At 65.4% G+C, this 16,854-nt stretch carries 15 protein-coding genes; 9 read left to right on the top strand and 6 right to left on the bottom strand.

Annotated elements, in window-relative coordinates; all coding sequences use genetic code 11:
* Positions 1-203 precede the first annotated feature (203 nt).
* Positions 204-713, top strand: coding sequence for a hypothetical protein (locus GTP44_RS25960; RefSeq protein WP_161021682.1), 510 nt, complete (start codon positions 204-206; stop codon positions 711-713).
* 120 nt (positions 714-833) lie between these two features.
* Here the strand turns inward: GTP44_RS25960 and GTP44_RS25955 are convergent, their stop codons facing one another.
* Positions 834-1,004 (bottom strand): hypothetical protein, encoded by a 171-nt coding sequence (locus tag GTP44_RS25955; RefSeq protein ID WP_161021681.1) that lies wholly within the window; start codon positions 1,002-1,004, stop codon positions 834-836.
* A 47-nt stretch (positions 1,005-1,051) separates the two neighbouring features.
* Between GTP44_RS25955 and GTP44_RS25950 the strand changes: the two genes are divergently transcribed.
* Positions 1,052-1,555 carry an alpha/beta hydrolase family protein gene (locus GTP44_RS25950; protein WP_161021680.1) on the top strand — a complete coding sequence of 168 codons (504 nt, stop codon included), beginning with the start codon at positions 1,052-1,054 and terminating at the stop codon, positions 1,553-1,555.
* A gap of 1 nt (position 1,556) precedes the next feature.
* Here the strand turns inward: GTP44_RS25950 and GTP44_RS25945 are convergent, their stop codons facing one another.
* The 3 genes from GTP44_RS25945 to GTP44_RS25935 form a co-directional block, all read right to left on the bottom strand.
* Entirely contained in the window at positions 1,557-3,143 is a 1,587-nt protein-coding gene (locus tag GTP44_RS25945) for a methyl-accepting chemotaxis protein (protein ID WP_161021679.1), read from the bottom strand.
* A gap of 166 nt (positions 3,144-3,309) precedes the next feature.
* Positions 3,310-3,789, bottom strand: a complete 480-nt coding sequence (locus GTP44_RS25940) for a hypothetical protein (protein WP_161021678.1) — start codon at positions 3,787-3,789, stop codon at positions 3,310-3,312.
* A gap of 76 nt (positions 3,790-3,865) precedes the next feature.
* A complete protein-coding gene (locus GTP44_RS25935) occupies positions 3,866-4,873 on the bottom strand; it encodes a LacI family DNA-binding transcriptional regulator (RefSeq protein WP_161021677.1) in 1,008 nt (335 codons plus the stop codon).
* Positions 4,874-5,151: 278 nt separating this feature from the next.
* On the opposite strand from GTP44_RS25935, the gene GTP44_RS25930 reads away from it, so the two are divergent.
* The 5 genes from GTP44_RS25930 to GTP44_RS25910 all read left to right on the top strand — a co-directional run bounded on the left by GTP44_RS25930 (position 5,152) and on the right by GTP44_RS25910 (position 13,024).
* Positions 5,152-8,130 carry a TonB-dependent receptor gene (locus tag GTP44_RS25930; RefSeq protein WP_161021676.1) on the top strand — a complete coding sequence of 993 codons (2,979 nt, stop codon included), beginning with the start codon at positions 5,152-5,154 and terminating at the stop codon, positions 8,128-8,130.
* A gap of 115 nt (positions 8,131-8,245) precedes the next feature.
* The gene (locus GTP44_RS25925) at positions 8,246-9,781 is read left to right on the top strand and encodes a tryptophan halogenase family protein (RefSeq protein ID WP_161021675.1); all 1,536 of its coding nucleotides are present in this window, start codon (positions 8,246-8,248) and stop codon (positions 9,779-9,781) included.
* Positions 9,782-9,798: 17 nt separating this feature from the next.
* Entirely contained in the window at positions 9,799-10,500 is a 702-nt protein-coding gene (locus GTP44_RS25920) for a SapC family protein (RefSeq protein WP_161021674.1), read from the top strand.
* The gene (locus GTP44_RS25915) at positions 10,484-11,497 is read left to right on the top strand and encodes a cupin-like domain-containing protein (protein ID WP_160992336.1); all 1,014 of its coding nucleotides are present in this window, start codon (positions 10,484-10,486) and stop codon (positions 11,495-11,497) included. Before GTP44_RS25920 ends, GTP44_RS25915 begins: the two co-directional genes overlap by 17 nt.
* A gap of 12 nt (positions 11,498-11,509) precedes the next feature.
* Positions 11,510-13,024 carry a tryptophan halogenase family protein gene (locus GTP44_RS25910; protein WP_161021673.1) on the top strand — a complete coding sequence of 505 codons (1,515 nt, stop codon included), beginning with the start codon at positions 11,510-11,512 and terminating at the stop codon, positions 13,022-13,024.
* Here the strand turns inward: GTP44_RS25910 and GTP44_RS25905 are convergent.
* Together GTP44_RS25905 and GTP44_RS25900 are read right to left on the bottom strand one after the other, a co-directional pair.
* Complete coding sequence (locus tag GTP44_RS25905; RefSeq protein ID WP_161021672.1) at positions 13,021-13,680, bottom strand: hypothetical protein; 660 nt, start codon at positions 13,678-13,680, stop codon at positions 13,021-13,023. The genes GTP44_RS25910 and GTP44_RS25905 overlap by 4 nt on opposite strands.
* A gap of 172 nt (positions 13,681-13,852) precedes the next feature.
* Positions 13,853-14,374 (bottom strand): superoxide dismutase family protein, encoded by a 522-nt coding sequence (locus tag GTP44_RS25900; RefSeq protein ID WP_308494395.1) that lies wholly within the window; start codon positions 14,372-14,374, stop codon positions 13,853-13,855.
* 146 nt (positions 14,375-14,520) lie between these two features.
* Between GTP44_RS25900 and GTP44_RS25895 the strand changes: the two genes are divergently transcribed.
* Together GTP44_RS25895 and GTP44_RS25890 are read left to right on the top strand one after the other, a co-directional pair.
* The gene (locus GTP44_RS25895; RefSeq protein WP_160992333.1) at positions 14,521-14,811 is read left to right on the top strand and encodes a PsiF family protein; all 291 of its coding nucleotides are present in this window, start codon (positions 14,521-14,523) and stop codon (positions 14,809-14,811) included.
* A 228-nt stretch (positions 14,812-15,039) separates the two neighbouring features.
* Positions 15,040-16,854, top strand: a 1,815-nt coding sequence (locus GTP44_RS25890; RefSeq protein ID WP_202424232.1) for a cache domain-containing protein, incomplete at its 3' end; no start/stop codon positions are given.

Genomic DNA, 16,854 nt, shown 5'->3' with positions numbered 1-16,854 from the left:
GCCCAGCTTCGTCAGCTTGGCTTCGCGCTCCTGCGCAGCAAAAAGGTTGGGTTTCATCATGGCAGAGTCGTCAAGGTTGATGCGCTGACATCATGCCACGGCCGGGCCGGTTTTTCGAGGCCCCCTACAACCTGCCGACCGATTATCACTTTTGGGAAGAGTACGACGGAACTTGGTTGCCCGTTAGCGCATTCTCTGGAAGCATGGCAGTCCAACAGCAGTGGTCTGACGTTCCCAATCCGCAGATATATGCCATCGTCGAAGCCTACGAGCAACTTGCCAAAAGATCAGAGAAGCGTGCAAAGAAGGCCGTAAAAATGCGGATTCGTTTGAAGGAAGCTTTGGCACTTGAAGCAATTTCTAGTCGCTACAGCTTCCTATCTTTCTACAACATCATAGAAATCGTCGCGGACGATCTAATCAAGGAGCAAGAATGTCGAAATGGAACGCAATTCGCACAAGAAATTGTTAGGTACGCTCTTGCAGGAAAGAGTAGCCAACGGCTCAAGATCTATTTTTTGCTCAATGCTTTTCCGAACGATTTTGTCATGGAGACCGCATTAGAGCTTGCTGAATTACGCAATAATTTGACCCACGCAGACGGGGATTTTGACCACGTCGCATTCCAACTGTGCAAGAAAATTGCGCTTTGGTCATCGGCAACTCTTGCGGTGCAGCTAACAATAAATGGTCAGAAAGAATCCCATGAGTAAGGAAAAACCGCGATTCCTCAGAGTTCGCGCGGGTACCAGTCTATTCGATCGTCCGGTCTGACCTCCTCTCCTCTCAATTGGCAGAACGCCATATCGTCCAGCGCAAAGATATAAGCAAGTTCAATCCTGTAACAGCACAGCTAGCAGTCGGCGCAGTTGCGCCGCCTGATCGCTGTACTTGAAGTTTACCAACCGGCCAATCACACCATCCAGCGGCACAGCCCACGACACAAGGCCCGGCAAAACAACCTGCACAGCATCGTGTTTTTTGAAGGCTGGATCGGCCAGCAACGCAGGAGCATTGCCGCCCGGTGCAAGGGGGAGTGTCCAAAGGTGGCATGCTGGCCTATCGCATCGCTGCGGAACTTGCACCGCGTCTGGCGGCGTTTTCAACTGTACTGGCCAGCATGCCAGTGGCGGCCGCGTATGCGATGCCAACCACACCGTTGTCGGCGCTGATCATTGCCAGCACAAACGATCCCTTCATCCCCTATGGCGGCGGGAAATTCCCCTACACACTGTGGTTCTCGGCGCCCATGTTGGCGGTCGACGCCAGCGTGGCGCTGTGGCGGGAGCTGGCCGACCTGCCGGATACGCCGCAGATCTCCCCTGTCGCCAAGCTGTCTTCTGACGCGGCCACGCGTGCCGTCCGCCACACCTGGGGCGGCGACACACTGCAAGTCCGGCTGATCAAGATCGAAGGCGGCGGCCATGCGGAGCCCAGCCGTAAAAAACGTTATCCGGGCTGGTTCAGCCGCTTCCCCGGTCGTCAAAATGCCGACCTGGAAATCGCCGAAGAAGCCTGGGCCTTCTTTCAGCATAAAGTCCGGCGCCGCGCGTGAATCAGGCCGCCAGCAGCGGCAGCGACTGGCGCGCGGCCGGCTGTGCGTCCAGCTTGAACACCGACACCGTACCCGACAGCGCCTCGGCCTGTTCCTGCATGGCGGCCGCCGCCGCCGAGGCCTGCTCGACCAGCGCGGCGTTCTGCTGGGTGACGCTGTCCATTTCCGCTACCGCGTGATTGATCTGCTCGATGCCGGCGCTCTGCTCCTTCGAGGCGGCGCTGATTTCGCCCATGATGTCGGTGACGTGGCGGATGCTCTGCACGATGTCCTGCATCGTGGCGCCGGCCTGATCGACCAGTTGGGTGCCGCTGTCGACCTGCGCCACCGAGCCGTCGATCAGCGCCTTGATTTCCTTGGCGGCGCTGGCGCTGCGCTGGGCCAGCGTGCGCACTTCCTGCGCCACCACGGCGAAGCCGCGGCCGTGTTCGCCGGCGCGGGCCGCTTCCACCGCCGCGTTCAGCGCCAGGATGTTGGTCTGGAAGGCGATGCCGTCGATCACGCCGACGATGTCGGCGATCTGTTTCGACGAGGCGTTGATGGCGCCCATGGTCTGCACCACCCGCGCCACCACGGCGCCGCCCTGGCTGGCGACCGACGAGGCGGTCGCGGCCAGATCGTTGGCGCGCTGGGCGTTGTCGGCGTTCTGCCGCACGGTCGAGGTCAGTTCCTCCATCGAGGCGGCGGTCTGCTGCAGCGCGCTGGCCTGCTGCTCGGTGCGCGCCGACAGGTCGAGGTTGCCGGCGGCGATCTGCGACGAGGCGGCGCCGATCGACACCGTGCCTTCGCGCACCTCGCCGACGATGCGCACCAGGCTGTCGTTCATGTGACTCAGCGCCTGCAGCAGTTGGCCGGTTTCGTCGGTGCTGGTGACCTCGATGCGGCTGCTCAGGTCGCCGGCGGCGACGGTGTTCGCCACCGCGACGGCCTGGTGCAGCGGCCTGGTGATCGAGCGCACGATCCACCAGCCCAGGCCCAGCGCCATCAGCAGCGCGGCGGCGCCCAGCGCCAGCATCAGCAGGCGGCTGTCGGTGTAGGTCTGGGCGGCGTGGTCGCTGTAGGCGTTCATGCGGGTGACCTGGAAGGCGATCATCTCGTCCATGGTGGCCTGGAAGTTGCGGAAGATCGGCCGCAGCGTACCGTTCAGATAGGCTTTCTGCTCGCTGTCGCTGGCGTGGTCGATCAGGCCCAGCATGTGGGCCACGCCGGCCTTGTATTGGGCGTTGGCTTCCTGCGCGCGCGCCAGGATGGCTTTGCCCTTGGGCAGGTAGATGTTTTGCTGCAGCCAGTCCAGCTTGGCCTGCAGTTGCTGCTGTGACTGCGCGATCAGCGCGCGCTGCTGGCGGCGGTCGTCGTCGCGCTCGCTGAGCATGGTGTTGCGCAGCGCGATGGCGATGCTGTTGGCGTCGGTCAGCGACTGGGTGGCCTGGAAGGATTTGGGCAGCGCGTCCTTGACGATGGCGGTGGTGCCGTCGTTGACCTTGCCCAGCACGCTGATGCCGAGCACGATGCTGGCCAGCAGGATGAGGATCATGACGCCGGAGTTGGCGGCCAGACGGGTGCTGATGTTGAAGTTCGAGAGACTCATTTGATTCACCTTTTCTACATGTTTTCGCCTGAAAGGATAACGTTGGCGGGTGAATCGAATCCTTGATCTAGATCAAAAAATTATTTCCCAAATGAAATCTTCATTACTTGTGAAGTACTAGCGACCGCGCCGCGCGCGCACGGCGGCGGTGCGGGGTGCCGGTGGCTTAGCTCTGGCGCGCGGCCAGGCGGGCGCGCAGTTCCTTGATTTCGGCGGCGTAGTTGTCGCGCGCGGTGACGGCGCCGACCAGCTCCATCTCGGCCGCCAGCCGGGCGTCCGACAGCGCGGCCTGGGCGGCGACGTTGCGTTCGATCTGGGCGCGCAGGTCGGCCAGTTGGGCGTCTTTGCCTTCGATCGCCAGCTGGTCCTTGGCCTTGCCGACCAGGGCGTCGGTGGCGATGCTGCGGGCGTTGCGCAGCTCGGCCATCAGTTGTTCGATTTCCTCGTCGCGCTCGGTCACCCTGGCTTGGGCGCTGTCCCGCGCGGCGCTGGTGTCGGCCAGTTCGGCGCGCGCGGCGTCCAGCTCGCCCTCGGTGCGCGCCAACGATGCGCGCGGGCCGGCGCAGGCTTCCTCGGCGGTCCGCTGCACCCAGTCGCCGAGAGCGGTGACGATGGCTTCAGGAATTTCCAGTTTGGCGGCGGTCATGACGGGCTCCGATAACAATAGAGCTGACACGATACCGCAGGCATTACTCACAAGCAAGAACGTCGAGCGCCGGGGGCTAGCTGGCGCGGGCCAGCGAGGCGCGCAGCGTCATCGTCACCGGGTAGTTGCGGGTGACCGGGCGCTGCAGGCCGTAGCAGCGGTTCAGCAGGTCGCTGACGCCGTTCTGCGTCATCTCGCGCCACGGCATGTGCACGGTGCTCAGGCGCGGCGCGGAAAATTCGGCGGTCGGCGTGTCGTCATAGCCGATCACCGAGATTTCGTGCGGCACGCGGATGCCGGCTTCCTGGAAGTACGATAGCGCGCCGGTGGCCATCTCGTCGTTGGCGCAGAACACGGCCGTGCAACGCCGTCCCGATTCCATCAGCTCTTTCGCCGCCGACCAGCCGCCGGCCGGCGAGAAATCCTTTTCCACCGACCACATCGCGCCGGTATCGATGCCGGCCGCCGCCAGTTCGGCGGTGAAGGCCCGCACCCGCGCGAGGTTGTCGGGCAGGCTGGCCGGGCCGGCCACCAGCGCGATGTCGCGGTGGCCGTGGTCCAGCAGGGTGCGCGCGGCCAGCCGGCCGCCCTGCGGGTGGTCGACCGTGAAGCACTGGCCGTCGATGCTGGCGAAGCGGTGGTTCAGCACCACCATCGGCGGCGGCCGCGGGCCGAGCACGGCCAGGTCGTCCTCCTCCAGCACATTGCTCATCAGGATCAGGCCGTCGCAGCCGCGCTCGACCAGGAAAGCCAGCCCCTCGATCGCCTGCTGGCGCGCGCCGCCGAGGCCGGCGCCGAAGGCGACCACCATGTGGCGGCCGGCGGCGCGCAGTTCGGTGTCGATGATCTGCAGGATGGGCGTGTAGAAGGTGCCGCTCAGTACCGGGATGTAGACGCCGATCATTTGGCTATTGCCGGACAGCAGCGTGCGCGCCGCGTGCGACGGCCGGAAGCCCAGTTCGTCAATGGCGGCGCGCACCTTGGCCAGCGTGGCCGGCGACACCGAGCCCTTGCCGCTGACCACGCGCGAGGCGGTGCCCAGGCCGACGCCGGCCAGCCGGGCGACGTCTTTAATGGTGGCCACGGCGCGCCTGGAGCTCGGTGGTGACGAGGAACAATCCGGCGCCGGCCGGCCCTTGGCAAGTATGACTTTTCATGAAAGTGTCTCTTTTTGGAAACGATCCCAGACCATGGTGCACCGGCTCTTCTCCTCTGTCAACCAATAAGACCGGGGTTTTTTAGGGCGCGGCAAATTGACTTCCGATTTCGCCCGGTGCTATATTTCCAGTGGATATGGAAACCTTTCCAAGAAAAGGTGGGGCGTCGCGACAAACCGCTGTTTATAAAACCACAGGAGACAACATGCATTATCCCAACACACGACAAAAATTGATCAGCCTGGCGGTGGCCGGCGCCTGCGCGGCGGCCTTGCCGGCGCTGGCGCAAGAGGCGCCCGCCGCCGCCGCCGCGGCCCGCGCCGGCGAGGACGTGCCGGTGCAGAGCGTGGTGGTGACCGGCCTGCGGGCGTCGCTGTTTTCGTCGATGAACCTGAAGCGCAACTCGGACGGCATCGTCGACGGCATCGTCGCCGAAGACATCGGCAAGTTCCCCGACACCAACCTGGCCGAGTCGCTGCAGCGCATTTCCGGCGTGTCGATCGACCGCGCGATCGGCGAGGGTTCGAAGATCACCGTGCGCGGCATCGGCCCCGACTTCAACATGGTGCTGCTGAACGGGCGCCAGATGCCGACCTCGAATCTGGGCGACCTCAACGGCCGCGCCTTCGACTTCGCCAACCTGGCGTCGGAGGCGATCTCGCAGCTGCAGGTGTACAAGACCAGCCGCGCCGAGACCGCCACCGGCGGCATCGGCGCCACCATCAACGTCATGACCGCGCGGCCGTTCGACCGGCCGGGCCTGCACGCCAGCGTCGGTGTCAAGGGCGTGTACGACAGCTCCAACGACAACCTGCCGGGCGACGTCAAGGCCAGCAACTCGGCGACGCCGGAACTGTCTGGCCTGTACAGCAACACCTTCGCCGACAACACCTTCGGCGTGGCGCTGACCGGCAGCTACCAGGAACGCCACCTGGGTTACAACACCGCCGCCGTGTCGAACGGCTGGAAGGGCCCCTACCTCGGGTCGAGCAGCGCCGGCCCGCTGCCGCAGCCGGGCGCGCCGGGGTCGGAGCGCATCACCAACCGGCCCGGCCCGAACGATCTGTATTCGCTGCCGCAGAACCTGAACTACAACTTCAACGGCGTCAAGCGCCAGCGCACCAACGCCCAGCTGACCTTGCAGTACAAGCCGGCCGAGACGCTGACCACCACGCTCGACTACACCTATTCGGAAAACAAGATCCAGACCAAGCGCAACGACATCTCGGCCTGGTTCAACTTTGGCGATTCGAGCAGCGCGTGGACCGGCGGCTCGCCGTCCAGCCCGCTGAGCTACACCGAGATCCTGCCGGGCGCCAACAGCGACATCGCCATGGGCGCGGCCGACTTCGCCACGCGCACGCAGAACAAGTCGCTCGGCTTCAACGCCGTGTGGAAGCCGTCGAACACGCTGCGCTTCGAATTCGACACCCACCATTCGAGCGCCACCTCGGGCGCCGACAGCCCCTTCGGCTCAAGCAACACGCTGAGCACCGCCAGCTTTAGCCGCGGCAACACCACCGTCGATTTCAGCAAGGACTTCCCGGTGCTCAGCATCCAGGGCGCCGACTTCGTCAGCGACGCCAAGCGCCAGCAGGTGACCGGCTCGGTGTTCACCAACCAGTATATGCGCGGCGAAGTCGACCAGCACCAGATCAAGGGCGGCTGGAAGGTGCTGGACGCCTCCGAGCTGAAGTTCGGCCTCAACTACAGCAAGGTCGACAACCGCTCGGCCTTCTCCAACAACCAGCGCGACACCTGGGGCGGCGCCACCAAGCCGTCCGACTACCCGAGCAGCGTGTGGCATCCGCAGAACGTGCGGCCGTACTTCGACCAGATCAGCGGCAGCGGCAACCCGGCGCTGTTCAACCAGTTCTACACCTTCAATTTCGACCAGGTGCGCCAGCTGGCGGCGGCCGCCTCCGGCCAGCCGGCACTGTATCTGCCGAAGAGCACCTTCGACAACGACGCCCGCACCGGCGAGAAGACCAAGGCCGCCTTCGTGCAGTTCAATACCGACTGGGACACGGCGCTGCCGATCCGCACCGCCATCGGCGTGCGCTACGAGAAGACCGACGTGGTGTCGACCGCGCTGGTGCCGGCCGCCACCGGCATCAACTGGGGCTCGCAGAACGAGTTGCCGATCACCTTCGGCGATCCGACCTTCACCACGCTGACCGGCTCCTACCATCACCTGTTGCCGAGCTTTGACTCGGACATCGAGCTGACGGCCAACCAGAAGCTGCGCTTCAGCCTGGGCGAGACCATCGGCCGGCCGCGCTACGACCAGATCCAGGGCGGGCAGACGCTGGACCGTCTGGTGCGGGTCGACGGCGGCACCGGCTCGCAGGGCAATCCGGCGCTCAAGCCGGTCAAGTCGAAGAATCTGGACCTGTCGTATGAGTGGTACTACGGCAAGCAGAATTTCTTCTCGATCGGTTACTTCCGCAAAAATCTGGACAACTACGCCGGCCAGACGCAGATCGACGCCACGCCGTTCAATCTGCACACGCCGGTCGGCGGGGCGTTCTGGAACGAGGCGCTGGCCAACGGCTGCGGCAAGGCCGACACCACTTGCATCCGCAACTTCATCCTGCGCAAGTACAACGGCCGCAACGGCGTGACCATGACCGGCACCGACGGCAACAACAACGCCACCGGTTCCATCGTCGGCCAGCCGGGCGATCCGGTCGCGCATTTCCGCATCAACTCCTTCTCCAACCAGAAGAAGGCCAGCCTCGATGGCGTCGAGCTGAATCTGCAGCACATGTTCGGCGACAGCGGCTTCGGCGTGTCGACCAACTACACCTACGTCAACTCGGGGCTGAAGTACGACGACAACAAGCTCGGCGAGCAGTTTGCGCTGGTCGGCCTGTCGAACTCGGCGAACCTGGTCGGCATCTACGAGGACCGCAAGTTCAACGCGCGGCTGGCCTACAACTGGCGCGGCAAGTTCCTGTCGTCGACCTTCGACGGCTCGGGCCCGAATCCGCAATACGTGGAAGCGTATGGCCAGGTCGACGTCAGCCTCGGCTACCATTTCAACGAGCGGCTGAGCTTCCAGCTCGAAGGCATCAACGTCACCAACCAGATCCAGCGCGTGCACAGCCGCACCACGCAGCAGCTCGAATCGGTGACGCAGGCCGGCCCGCGTTACATGATAGGCGCGCGGTACAAGTTCTAAGCCGGCTGTAGCAATCGCGCCACAGGCCATGAAAAGCCGCTGCCCGTCAGCGGCTTTTCGTGTTTTTCGGGTTAAACTTTGCACAACTCATTACGTAATACAATAAGAGGAGACTATGCTGCGACGTATCGTTATCGTCGGCGGCGGATCGGCGGGCTGGCTCACGGCCGGCCTGATCGCGGCGGCACACCGCGCGCATCGGGACCTGCGGATCACCCTGATTGAATCACCGGACGTGGCGCCGATCGGCGTCGGCGAAGGCACCTGGCCGAGCATGCGCGACAGCCTGCGCCGCATCGGCGTCGGCGAGGCCGATTTCATGCGCGCCTGCGACGCCTCGTTCAAGCAGGGCTCGCGCTTCAACCGCTGGGTGGACGGCGGTACGCAGGACGTGTATTTCCATCCCTTCATGCTGCCGCACGGCCATGGCGAGGTCGATGTACCGCAGCACTGGCAGGCGCGGCACCCGGACGTGCCGTTCGCCGATCTGGTCAGCGTGCAGCCGCATTTGTGCGTGCGCGGCCGCGCGCCCAAGCAGGCGGCGACGCCGGAGTTCGCGTCGGTGGCCAACTATGGCTATCACCTCGACGCCGGCAAGTTTGGCGTGTTCCTGCGCCAGCATTGCGTGGAGCAACTGGGCGTGGCGTATGTGGCGGATCACGTTAGCGCTATCAACACGCAGGCGGATGGCGACATCGCGTCGTTGCAGACGCGCGAGCACGGCGCGCTGGAGGGCGACCTGTTCATCGATTGCAGCGGCATGCAATCGCTGCTGCTGGGGCGGCACTTCGGCGTGCCGCTGGTGTCGCAGCGCCATGTGCTGTTCAACGATTCGGCGCTGGCGGTGCAGCTGCCGTATGCGGACCCGCACGCGCCGATCGCCGCGCAGACCAGCGCCACCGCGCAGAGCGCCGGCTGGATCTGGGACATCGGCCTGCCGACGCGGCGCGGCGTCGGCCATGTCTACGCCAGCGGCTACATCAGCGACGCGCAGGCCGAGGCCGAGTTGCGCACGTATATTGCCCAGACCGGCGGCCCGGAGGCGCTGCCGCCGCCGCGCAAGCTGACCTTCGAGCCCGGCTACCGCGAGCGCTTCTGGCACCGCAACTGCGTGGCGATCGGCCTGTCGGGCGGTTTCATCGAGCCGCTCGAGGCGTCGGCGCTGGCGCTGGTCGAGATGGCGGCCGCCATGGTCAGCGACGAGCTGCCGGCCACGCGCGCGGCGATGGACATCGTGGCCAGGCGGTTCAACGACGCCTTCCGCTACCGCTGGGAACGGGTGATCGATTTCCTCAAGCTGCACTACGTGCTGAGCCGGCGGCGCGACAGCGCCTACTGGCGCGACCACACGGCGGCGGACGCGGTGCCGGAGCGGTTGGCCGAGCTGCTGACCCTGTGGCGCCACCGGGCGCCGTCGCGCGGCGATTTTTATCGGCTGGAGGAGGTGTTTCCGCCGGCCAGCTACCAGTATATTTTGTACGGCATGGGCTTTCGCAGCGATTTCAGCCGCGTGGCCCGGCCACAGGAGGCCGCCAGGGCCGACGCTTATTTCCAGCAAGCGGCGGCCATGGCGCGCAACATGCTGGGCGCGCTGCCTGACAACCGCGCGCTCATCGACCATATCAAGCTGCATGGCTTGCCAAAAATCTAGAGCGAAGAGAGACACTCATGCCCCATCCGGTTTTACTCAATAACGTCGAGCACCACGATCTGCGCATCCTCGGCGGCCACGGCGTGCATCTGGGCGACAACGTGATGACCGCCGTCACCTTCCCGTCCGAGTTCCGCGACGTGCAGGCCTGCTATCCGATCGTGTTCCGCAAGACCAGCGACGGCCTCGGCTTCGAGCCGGTGGCGCTGTTCGGGCTGGAGGAAGGCCACAACCTGTTCCTCCACGGCGCGCGCTGGGAGGCGGCGTATGTGCCGATGATGGTCGAGCGCCAGCCCTTCCTGATCGGCGTCAACGGCGACGAGCTGATGGTCAATGTCGACCTCGACCACCCGCGCGTCAGCCGCACCGAGGGCGAGCTGGTGTTCAAGCCGCACGGCGGCCATACCGAATATCTGGAGCGCGTCAACGCGCTGCTGTTCGCCATCCACCAGGGCATGCAGCAATTGCCGGGCTTCCTGGCGGCGCTGCTGGAACACGAGTTGCTGGAAAGCTTCGCGCTGGACGTGGAACTGAACGACGGTTCACAAAACCGGCTGCTCGGCTTCTACACCATCAATGAGGACCGGCTGCAGGCGCTCGGCGGCGAAGCCATCGCCCGGCTGCACCAGGCCGGCTACCTGCAGCCGATCTATCTGGTGCTGGCGTCGCTGTCCAACTTCCGCCTGCTGATCGATCGCAAGAATGCCAGCCTCGCCTGAACCACTGCGCGAAGTCGCCGGCCTCGGTCCGGACGACCTGAGCGAGGAAATCCTGAGCGCCACGCAGCCGCTGGTGCTGCGCGGGCTGGCGGCCGGCTGGCCGATGGTGCGGGCGGCGCTGGCGTCGGACCGCGCCGGCTGCGACTACCTGCGCGCCCACTATCAGGGCGCGACGGTGGGCGCCATGCTGGGCGGCGCCGACGCCGGCGGCCGCTTCTTCTACAACGCCCAGATGGACGGTTTCAATTTCCAGCCGGTGCACGCCAAGCTGACCGGCGTGCTCGACGAGATCGAAGCCAAGCGCGAGCTGGACCCGGCGCCGACCATCTACGTCGGCTCGACCACCATCGACACCTGCCTGCCCGGCTTCCGCGCTCACAACGATCTGAATTTGCGCGGGCGCGACGCGCTGGCCAGCATCTGGATTGGCAACCGCACCCGCATCGCCGCCCATTACGATGTGCCGGACAATGTGGCGGTGGTGGCGGCCGGCCGGCGGCGCTTCACGCTGTTCCCGCCGGAGCAATTGCAGAACCTGTACGTCGGGCCGCTGGACTTCACGCCGGCCGGACAGGCGATCAGCCTGGTGGATTTCCAGCGGCCGGACTTTGACCGCTTCCCGCGCTTCGCCGAAGCGCTGCGCCATGCGCGGGTGGCCGAGCTGGGACCGGGCGACGCCCTCTTCATCCCCAGCATGTGGTGGCATCACATCGAGGCGCTGTCGCCGTTCAATGTGCTGGTCAATTACTGGTGGCGCGCCATGCCGGACTATGTCGACACGCCGACCGGCACGCTGATGGCGGCCTTGCTGACCTTGCGCGAGCTGCCGCCGGCGCAGCGCAAGGCGTGGCAGGAAATCTTCCGCCACTACGTGTTCGAGGCCGACGCCGACACCGCCGCCCATATTCCGCCGCACGCGCGCGGCGTGCTGTCGCCGCTAACGGCCGACGGCGCGCGCGCCTTGCGCGGCCAATTGCTGAAAAAACTGAATCGCTAAGGAGACTGCAAGATGCGTGACCCGAATCAACGTCAACCGGTACGCCGCGTGGTGATCGTCGGCGGTGGCACCGCCGGCTGGATGGCCGCCGCCGGCATCGCCAAGGTGCTGGGCAAGCGGCTCGACATCAAGCTGATCGAGTCGGAGGAAATCGGCACGGTCGGCGTCGGCGAAGCCACCATTCCCACCCTGATCAACTTCCACAATGTGCTGGAGATCAACGAGCAGGAATTCATGGCCGAGACCCAGGCCACGTTTAAACTGGGCATCAGCTTCGAGAGCTGGCGCAACGTCAAGGAAGACTACATCCACTCGTTTGGCACCACCGGCGTCGATCACTGGACGGCGGGCTTCCAGCACTTCTGGCACAAGGGCGTGCAGCGCGGGCTGGCCGGCGACTATGGCGACTACTGCCTGGAGCTGAAGGCGTCGCTGGAGAACCGCTTCGCGCACCTGCCGAACAACGGCATGAACTACGCCTATCACCTGGACGCCGGCCGCTACGCCAAGTACCTGCGCAAGCTGAGCGAGCCGCGCGGCGTGCAGCGCATCGAGGGCAAGATCGTCAGCGTCAAGCAACACGACAACGGCGACGTGCGCGCGGTGACGCTGGCCTCGGGCGAGGACATCGCCGGCGACCTGTTCATCGATTGCAGCGGCTTCCGCGCGCTGCTGATCGGCGAGGCGATGGACGAGCCGCTGACCGACTGGTCGCAGTGGCTGTTCTGCGACCGCGCGATCGCGGTGCAGACCGAATCGGTGGGCGACGCGGTGCCGCTGACACGCTCGATGGCGCACCAGGCCGGCTGGCAGTGGCGCATTCCGCTGCAGCACCGGGTCGGCAACGGCATCGTGTTTTCCAGCCGTTATCTGGACGAGGAGCAGGCGCTGCAACAGTTGCTGGCCAATGTACAGGGCCGCACGCTGGTGACGCCGCGCGTGATCAAGTTCAAGCCGTGCCAGCGGCATCAGACGTGGAAAGGCAATGTGGTGGCGCTGGGTCTGGCCAGCGGCTTCCTGGAGCCGATCGAGTCGACCAGCATCCACCTGATTCAGCGCAGCGTGATCCGGCTGATGCAGATGTTCCCGTCGGACGGCATCCAGCAGGCCGACATCGACGAGTACAACGCGCAGTGCAACAGCGAGATCGAGCACATCCGCGATTTCATCATCCTGCACTATCACGCCAACCACCGCACCGATGCCCAGTTCTGGATCGACGCGCGCGAGATGAGCATTCCGGCCTCGTTACAGCACCGTATCGACCTGTTCCGCGAAACCGGCCGCGTGTTCCGTGTGCCGAATGAACTGTTCGCGGAGAACTCGTGGATACAGGTGATGCTGGGCCAGGGCATCATGCCGAAGTCGCACCACCAGACCGCCGACTTGATGGGCGATGAGGAGCTGAAAGCCTTCCTTGGCAACATCAAGGGCCGCATCGACCGCACCGTGGTGCAACTGCCGACCCACGAGGCGTATGTGCGCCGTTACTGCGGCCGCGCGGACGACGGTATCAAGGCCGCTTAGTCAAAAGCGACGTCTTCAAGGCGGAAGCGGAATTTGCGGCGTTCGGGCAGGTTCCAGCCTTCGCCCGGTGTCAGCGGGCGTGGCGGCCCCGGTTGCGCGGACCGCTCGGGCGCTGCGACGGGTGTCGGCGACGGTGCGGATTGCAGTTGTGCTTGCAATGCGGCCAGCAAGAGGGCCATGCTGGGGTCGGCCGGTCCGGCCTTGGCGGCGGGGATGGTTTGCGGCTGCCGGGCTTGCTCTGCCAACTCCAGGCGCAGGCGGTGGGCCATCTTGAATTGTTTGTCTTGCGGACGGCGGACCGACAGGTCCTTCCAGGCGTTGCGCATGCTGCGCGCGCACGACTGCGCGAACGCGTTGGGCGTGACCGACTTGCCTTTGTGGATGAGGTCGTCGCCGACCACGCGTGCGTAGTTGTGCTCGCCGTAGCTCCAGGAACGGATCTCGGTGCCTTCGGGCAGGAACAACGATTTCCATTGGTAGCCGCGCACGCTGGCGGGATCGCAGTCAAACGGCAGCTGCGATTGTTCGCGCAGCCACAGTCCGACGGCGCCGCTGACCGCCTCGCAGACATCTTGCGCGCCGCCACGCACCTTCAGGTGTGAAATCAGCCGGAGCATGACGTCGGCATCTACCTGCACAGACACTGTGGATTTCATTCTGCTTCTCCTTCTGCTTTCTTCTGTTAGACCCTGAAATCTTCTGCAAAGTTCAATGCAGAAGATTTCAGAGAAAAGCAGAACAAAGCAGAACAAAAAACAGAAGCATCGCCACAAGGAAGCGTATCAACTAGCCCCACCCCGGGCCCGCGCCACGGCCAAGCGCGCCGGATTACTTGCCGGCCACCACCACGCCGCAGGCCAGGCGCTTGCCGGCGTTGCCGGTCGGCTGCGTGACGAAATCATCCGGATCGGCGTGGACGATGATGCCGCGGCCGATGATATTGTTGGCGGCGCCATCGTCCAGCGAGATCTGGCTGGTCGGCACCGTCAGGCTCAGCCGGGCCTTGCCGCTGGCATCGGCGGTGATATTGCCAAAGTCGCCGCCGTGATGCGGGCCATGGTCAGGACCACCATGCTGCTGGCTGGACGGATTGAAGTGGCCACCGGCGCTGGTGCCGTCCGGCGCACTGCAATCGCCCTTCTCATGCAGGTGGAAGCCGTGCACGCCCGGCGCCAGACCGCCGATGTCGGCCTCGATCTGCAACTGCTTGTCCTGTTGCTTGAAGCGCACCGTGCCCTTGGTGGCGCTGCCGACGGTCGGTTTCAACTCCACTTCGGCGGTGGTGGCGGCATGGGCGGCGCCGGCGGTGGCGAGCGCCAGCAGGCTGGCGATCAGCGAAGAACGCATCATGGGATATCTCCAGAAAAAGTTAGCGAGATGGCCATTGTTACACCGCTTGTGCCCGATATGCCACACGCTATACAAATTTTCAGCGTTTGGCGATATGCTTTCCACAGGCCAGCACTCCGCCACGCCCCCACCTGCGAGGAATCCCGATGAAAACCCTGTTCATAGCCAGCCTGCTGCTGCCCCTCAGCCTGTCGCTCGGCGCCGCCGCGGTCGCCGCCGAGCCGACCGCGCAGCAAAACAAGATGAAAACCTGCAATGCGGACGCCGCCGGCAAAAAAGGCGACGAGCGCAAGGCCTTCATGAAGGAGTGCCTGAGCGCCAAACCAGCCGCCAAGCCGACGCAACAGGACAAGATGAAGCAATGTAACGCCGACGCGACCGGCAAGAAGGGCGACGAGCGCAAAGCCTTCATGAAGCAATGCCTCAGCAGTAAATAAGCCCCCGGCCCGGCGTGGTCCGCGCTCGGCCTTCGGCGTGGCGTTGGCATTCGCAACGGCATTCGCATCGGCATTGCATATTTCCTTGGCACATTATTTGCTTCCAAGGCATCTTTTGGCAATGAAACTAGCGTAATGACCACTTACCAGACTGCCAACGCGGACATCTTCCTACCCCACATGCCCGATGTTGCCCGCTGCGAACTTTCGCTGCGGGAATTAAACCAGATGTGGCGACTGATCGAGTCGTCCGCCCAAATGAACTGTCCGGCCGAGGCGCGCCTGCTGTTGCCGGCGATGATGGCCACCCGCACCGGCTTCGCGCACCTGGAGCAGGCGCTGGTCACCAACCTGGTGCAGGAAAAAGTGCGCCATGTGCTGGCCGAGCTGGGCACGCAGGCGCGCTATGCGATCGACATCCTGGTGCGCAACCTGTTCGAGCGCACCGCCGATGTCGGCTTTCTCGCCACCGACGCCGACCTGTGCCGCTTTGTCGCCGACGGCGGCCCGGCCGAGGCCCGCGACGCCGCGCGCCAGCGCCTGCACGACTACCGCGACAAATACACCGTCTACGACGAAATCGTGCTGCTCGACCGCGACGGCCGGGTGCTGGTGCAGGCCGACCCGGCCTCGCCGATTACCCACAGCAACGACCCGCTGCTGGCGCAGACGCTGGCCGCCGACGGCTATGTCGAAACCTTCCGCGCCACCGACCTGCGCCCCGGCGCTTCGCGGGCGCTGGTCTACTCGCACCGCCTGCTGCACCCGGACAGCGGCGTCCCGATCGGCGTGCTGTGCCTGTGCTTCCACTTCGAGCAGGAGATGGCCGCCATCTTCGGCGCCTACCGCGACCCGGCGCGGCGCGCCAACATGCTGCTGCTGGACGCCAACGACCAGGTGATCAGCAGCGCCGATCCGCTGTGGATCCCGGCCGGTGTGCGCGTGCCGACCAACGCCGACGGCGCGCCGCGGCCGCTGCTGTTCGGCGGCCGCGAATACCTGGTGCGCACCTGCGGCGCGGCCGGCTACCAGGGCTACCCCGGCCCGCCCGGCTGGAAGACGCAGCTGATGATCCCGGTCGAGCTGGCCTTTCGCGGCGGTGCCGGCACCGCGCTGGCCGACGTCGAGCCGGCGCTGATGCAGGGCCTGCTGTCGCACGCGCAGGCCTTCAGCCCGTCGCTGCACGAGCTGATGAGCGCCGTCACGCGCACCACCCGCACCATCGGGCGCATCGTCTGGAACGGCAAGGTCAGCGGCGCCGCACACGGCGACAGCGGCGATGGCCACGGCGGCGTCAACAAGCTCAACACGGTGCTCGACCAGATCACCGACACCGGCGCCCGCAGCGACGCGCTGTTCTCGCACTCGATCCAGGACCTGTACCAGACGGTGCTGGCCGCCAGCATCAGCGACGCCGCGCTGACCGCGCAGCTGCTGGTCGACCTGCTGGACCGCAACCTCTACGAGCGCGCCAACGACTGCCGCTGGTGGGCGCTGTCGGCGCAGTTGCGTCACGGCCTGGCGTTGCCGTCGGCTGAGCAAACCGCCGCCATCGGCCGGGTGCTGGCCCACATCAACAGCCTGTACACCGTCTACGCGCGGCTGTACGTCTACGACCGCGGCGGGCGCATCCTGGCCGCCACCGGCGCCGACGCCGACACGCTGATCGGCCAGCACATCGACGCCGACACGCTGGCCCGCGTCACCGCGCTGCGCGACGCCCAGGCGCACTACGCCGAGCCGTTCGGGCCGTCGGCCTGGTACGGCGGCGCCGCCACCTATGTCTACCACGCCGCCATCCGCCATCCCGAGCACGACGCCAGCGTGGTGGGCGGCATCGGCATCGTGTTCGACGCCGGCCCCGAGCTACTCAACATGCTGCACAGCGGCGTCGCCGGACGCGCCCATCTGCGCGCCTACTTCGTCACGCCGCACGGCCAGATCCTCGCCAGCAGCGACCCGGCCGACGCGCCGGGCGCGACGCTGGCGCTGGCGCCCGGCCTGCTGGCACAGGCGGCCGAGGCCCCCGGCGGCGGCGTCGCC

Source organism: Duganella lactea (assembly GCF_009857505.1).
In the GTDB taxonomy this organism is placed as follows: domain Bacteria; phylum Pseudomonadota; class Gammaproteobacteria; order Burkholderiales; family Burkholderiaceae_D; genus Rugamonas; species Rugamonas lactea.
This window is presented reverse-complemented; position numbering and strand designations above follow the sequence as displayed.

Coding starts and splice junctions, on each gene's coding strand:
- GTP44_RS25910 (WP_161021673.1), top strand. CDS start 11,510: ATGCGTGACCCGAATCAACGTCAACCGGTACGCCGCGTGGTGATCGTC.
- GTP44_RS25925 (WP_161021675.1), top strand. CDS start 8,246: ATGCTGCGACGTATCGTTATCGTCGGCGGCGGATCGGCGGGCTGGCTC.
- GTP44_RS25905 (WP_161021672.1), bottom strand. CDS start 13,680: ATGAAATCCACAGTGTCTGTGCAGGTAGATGCCGACGTCATGCTCCGG.
- GTP44_RS25945 (WP_161021679.1), bottom strand. CDS start 3,143: ATGAGTCTCTCGAACTTCAACATCAGCACCCGTCTGGCCGCCAACTCC.
- GTP44_RS25920 (WP_161021674.1), top strand. CDS start 9,799: ATGCCCCATCCGGTTTTACTCAATAACGTCGAGCACCACGATCTGCGC.
- GTP44_RS25950 (WP_161021680.1), top strand. CDS start 1,052: ATGCTGGCCTATCGCATCGCTGCGGAACTTGCACCGCGTCTGGCGGCG.
- GTP44_RS25900 (WP_308494395.1), bottom strand. CDS start 14,374: ATGATGCGTTCTTCGCTGATCGCCAGCCTGCTGGCGCTCGCCACCGCC.
- GTP44_RS25960 (WP_161021682.1), top strand. CDS start 204: ATGGCAGTCCAACAGCAGTGGTCTGACGTTCCCAATCCGCAGATATAT.
- GTP44_RS25895 (WP_160992333.1), top strand. CDS start 14,521: ATGAAAACCCTGTTCATAGCCAGCCTGCTGCTGCCCCTCAGCCTGTCG.
- GTP44_RS25930 (WP_161021676.1), top strand. CDS start 5,152: ATGCATTATCCCAACACACGACAAAAATTGATCAGCCTGGCGGTGGCC.
- GTP44_RS25940 (WP_161021678.1), bottom strand. CDS start 3,789: ATGACCGCCGCCAAACTGGAAATTCCTGAAGCCATCGTCACCGCTCTC.
- GTP44_RS25915 (WP_160992336.1), top strand. CDS start 10,484: ATGCCAGCCTCGCCTGAACCACTGCGCGAAGTCGCCGGCCTCGGTCCG.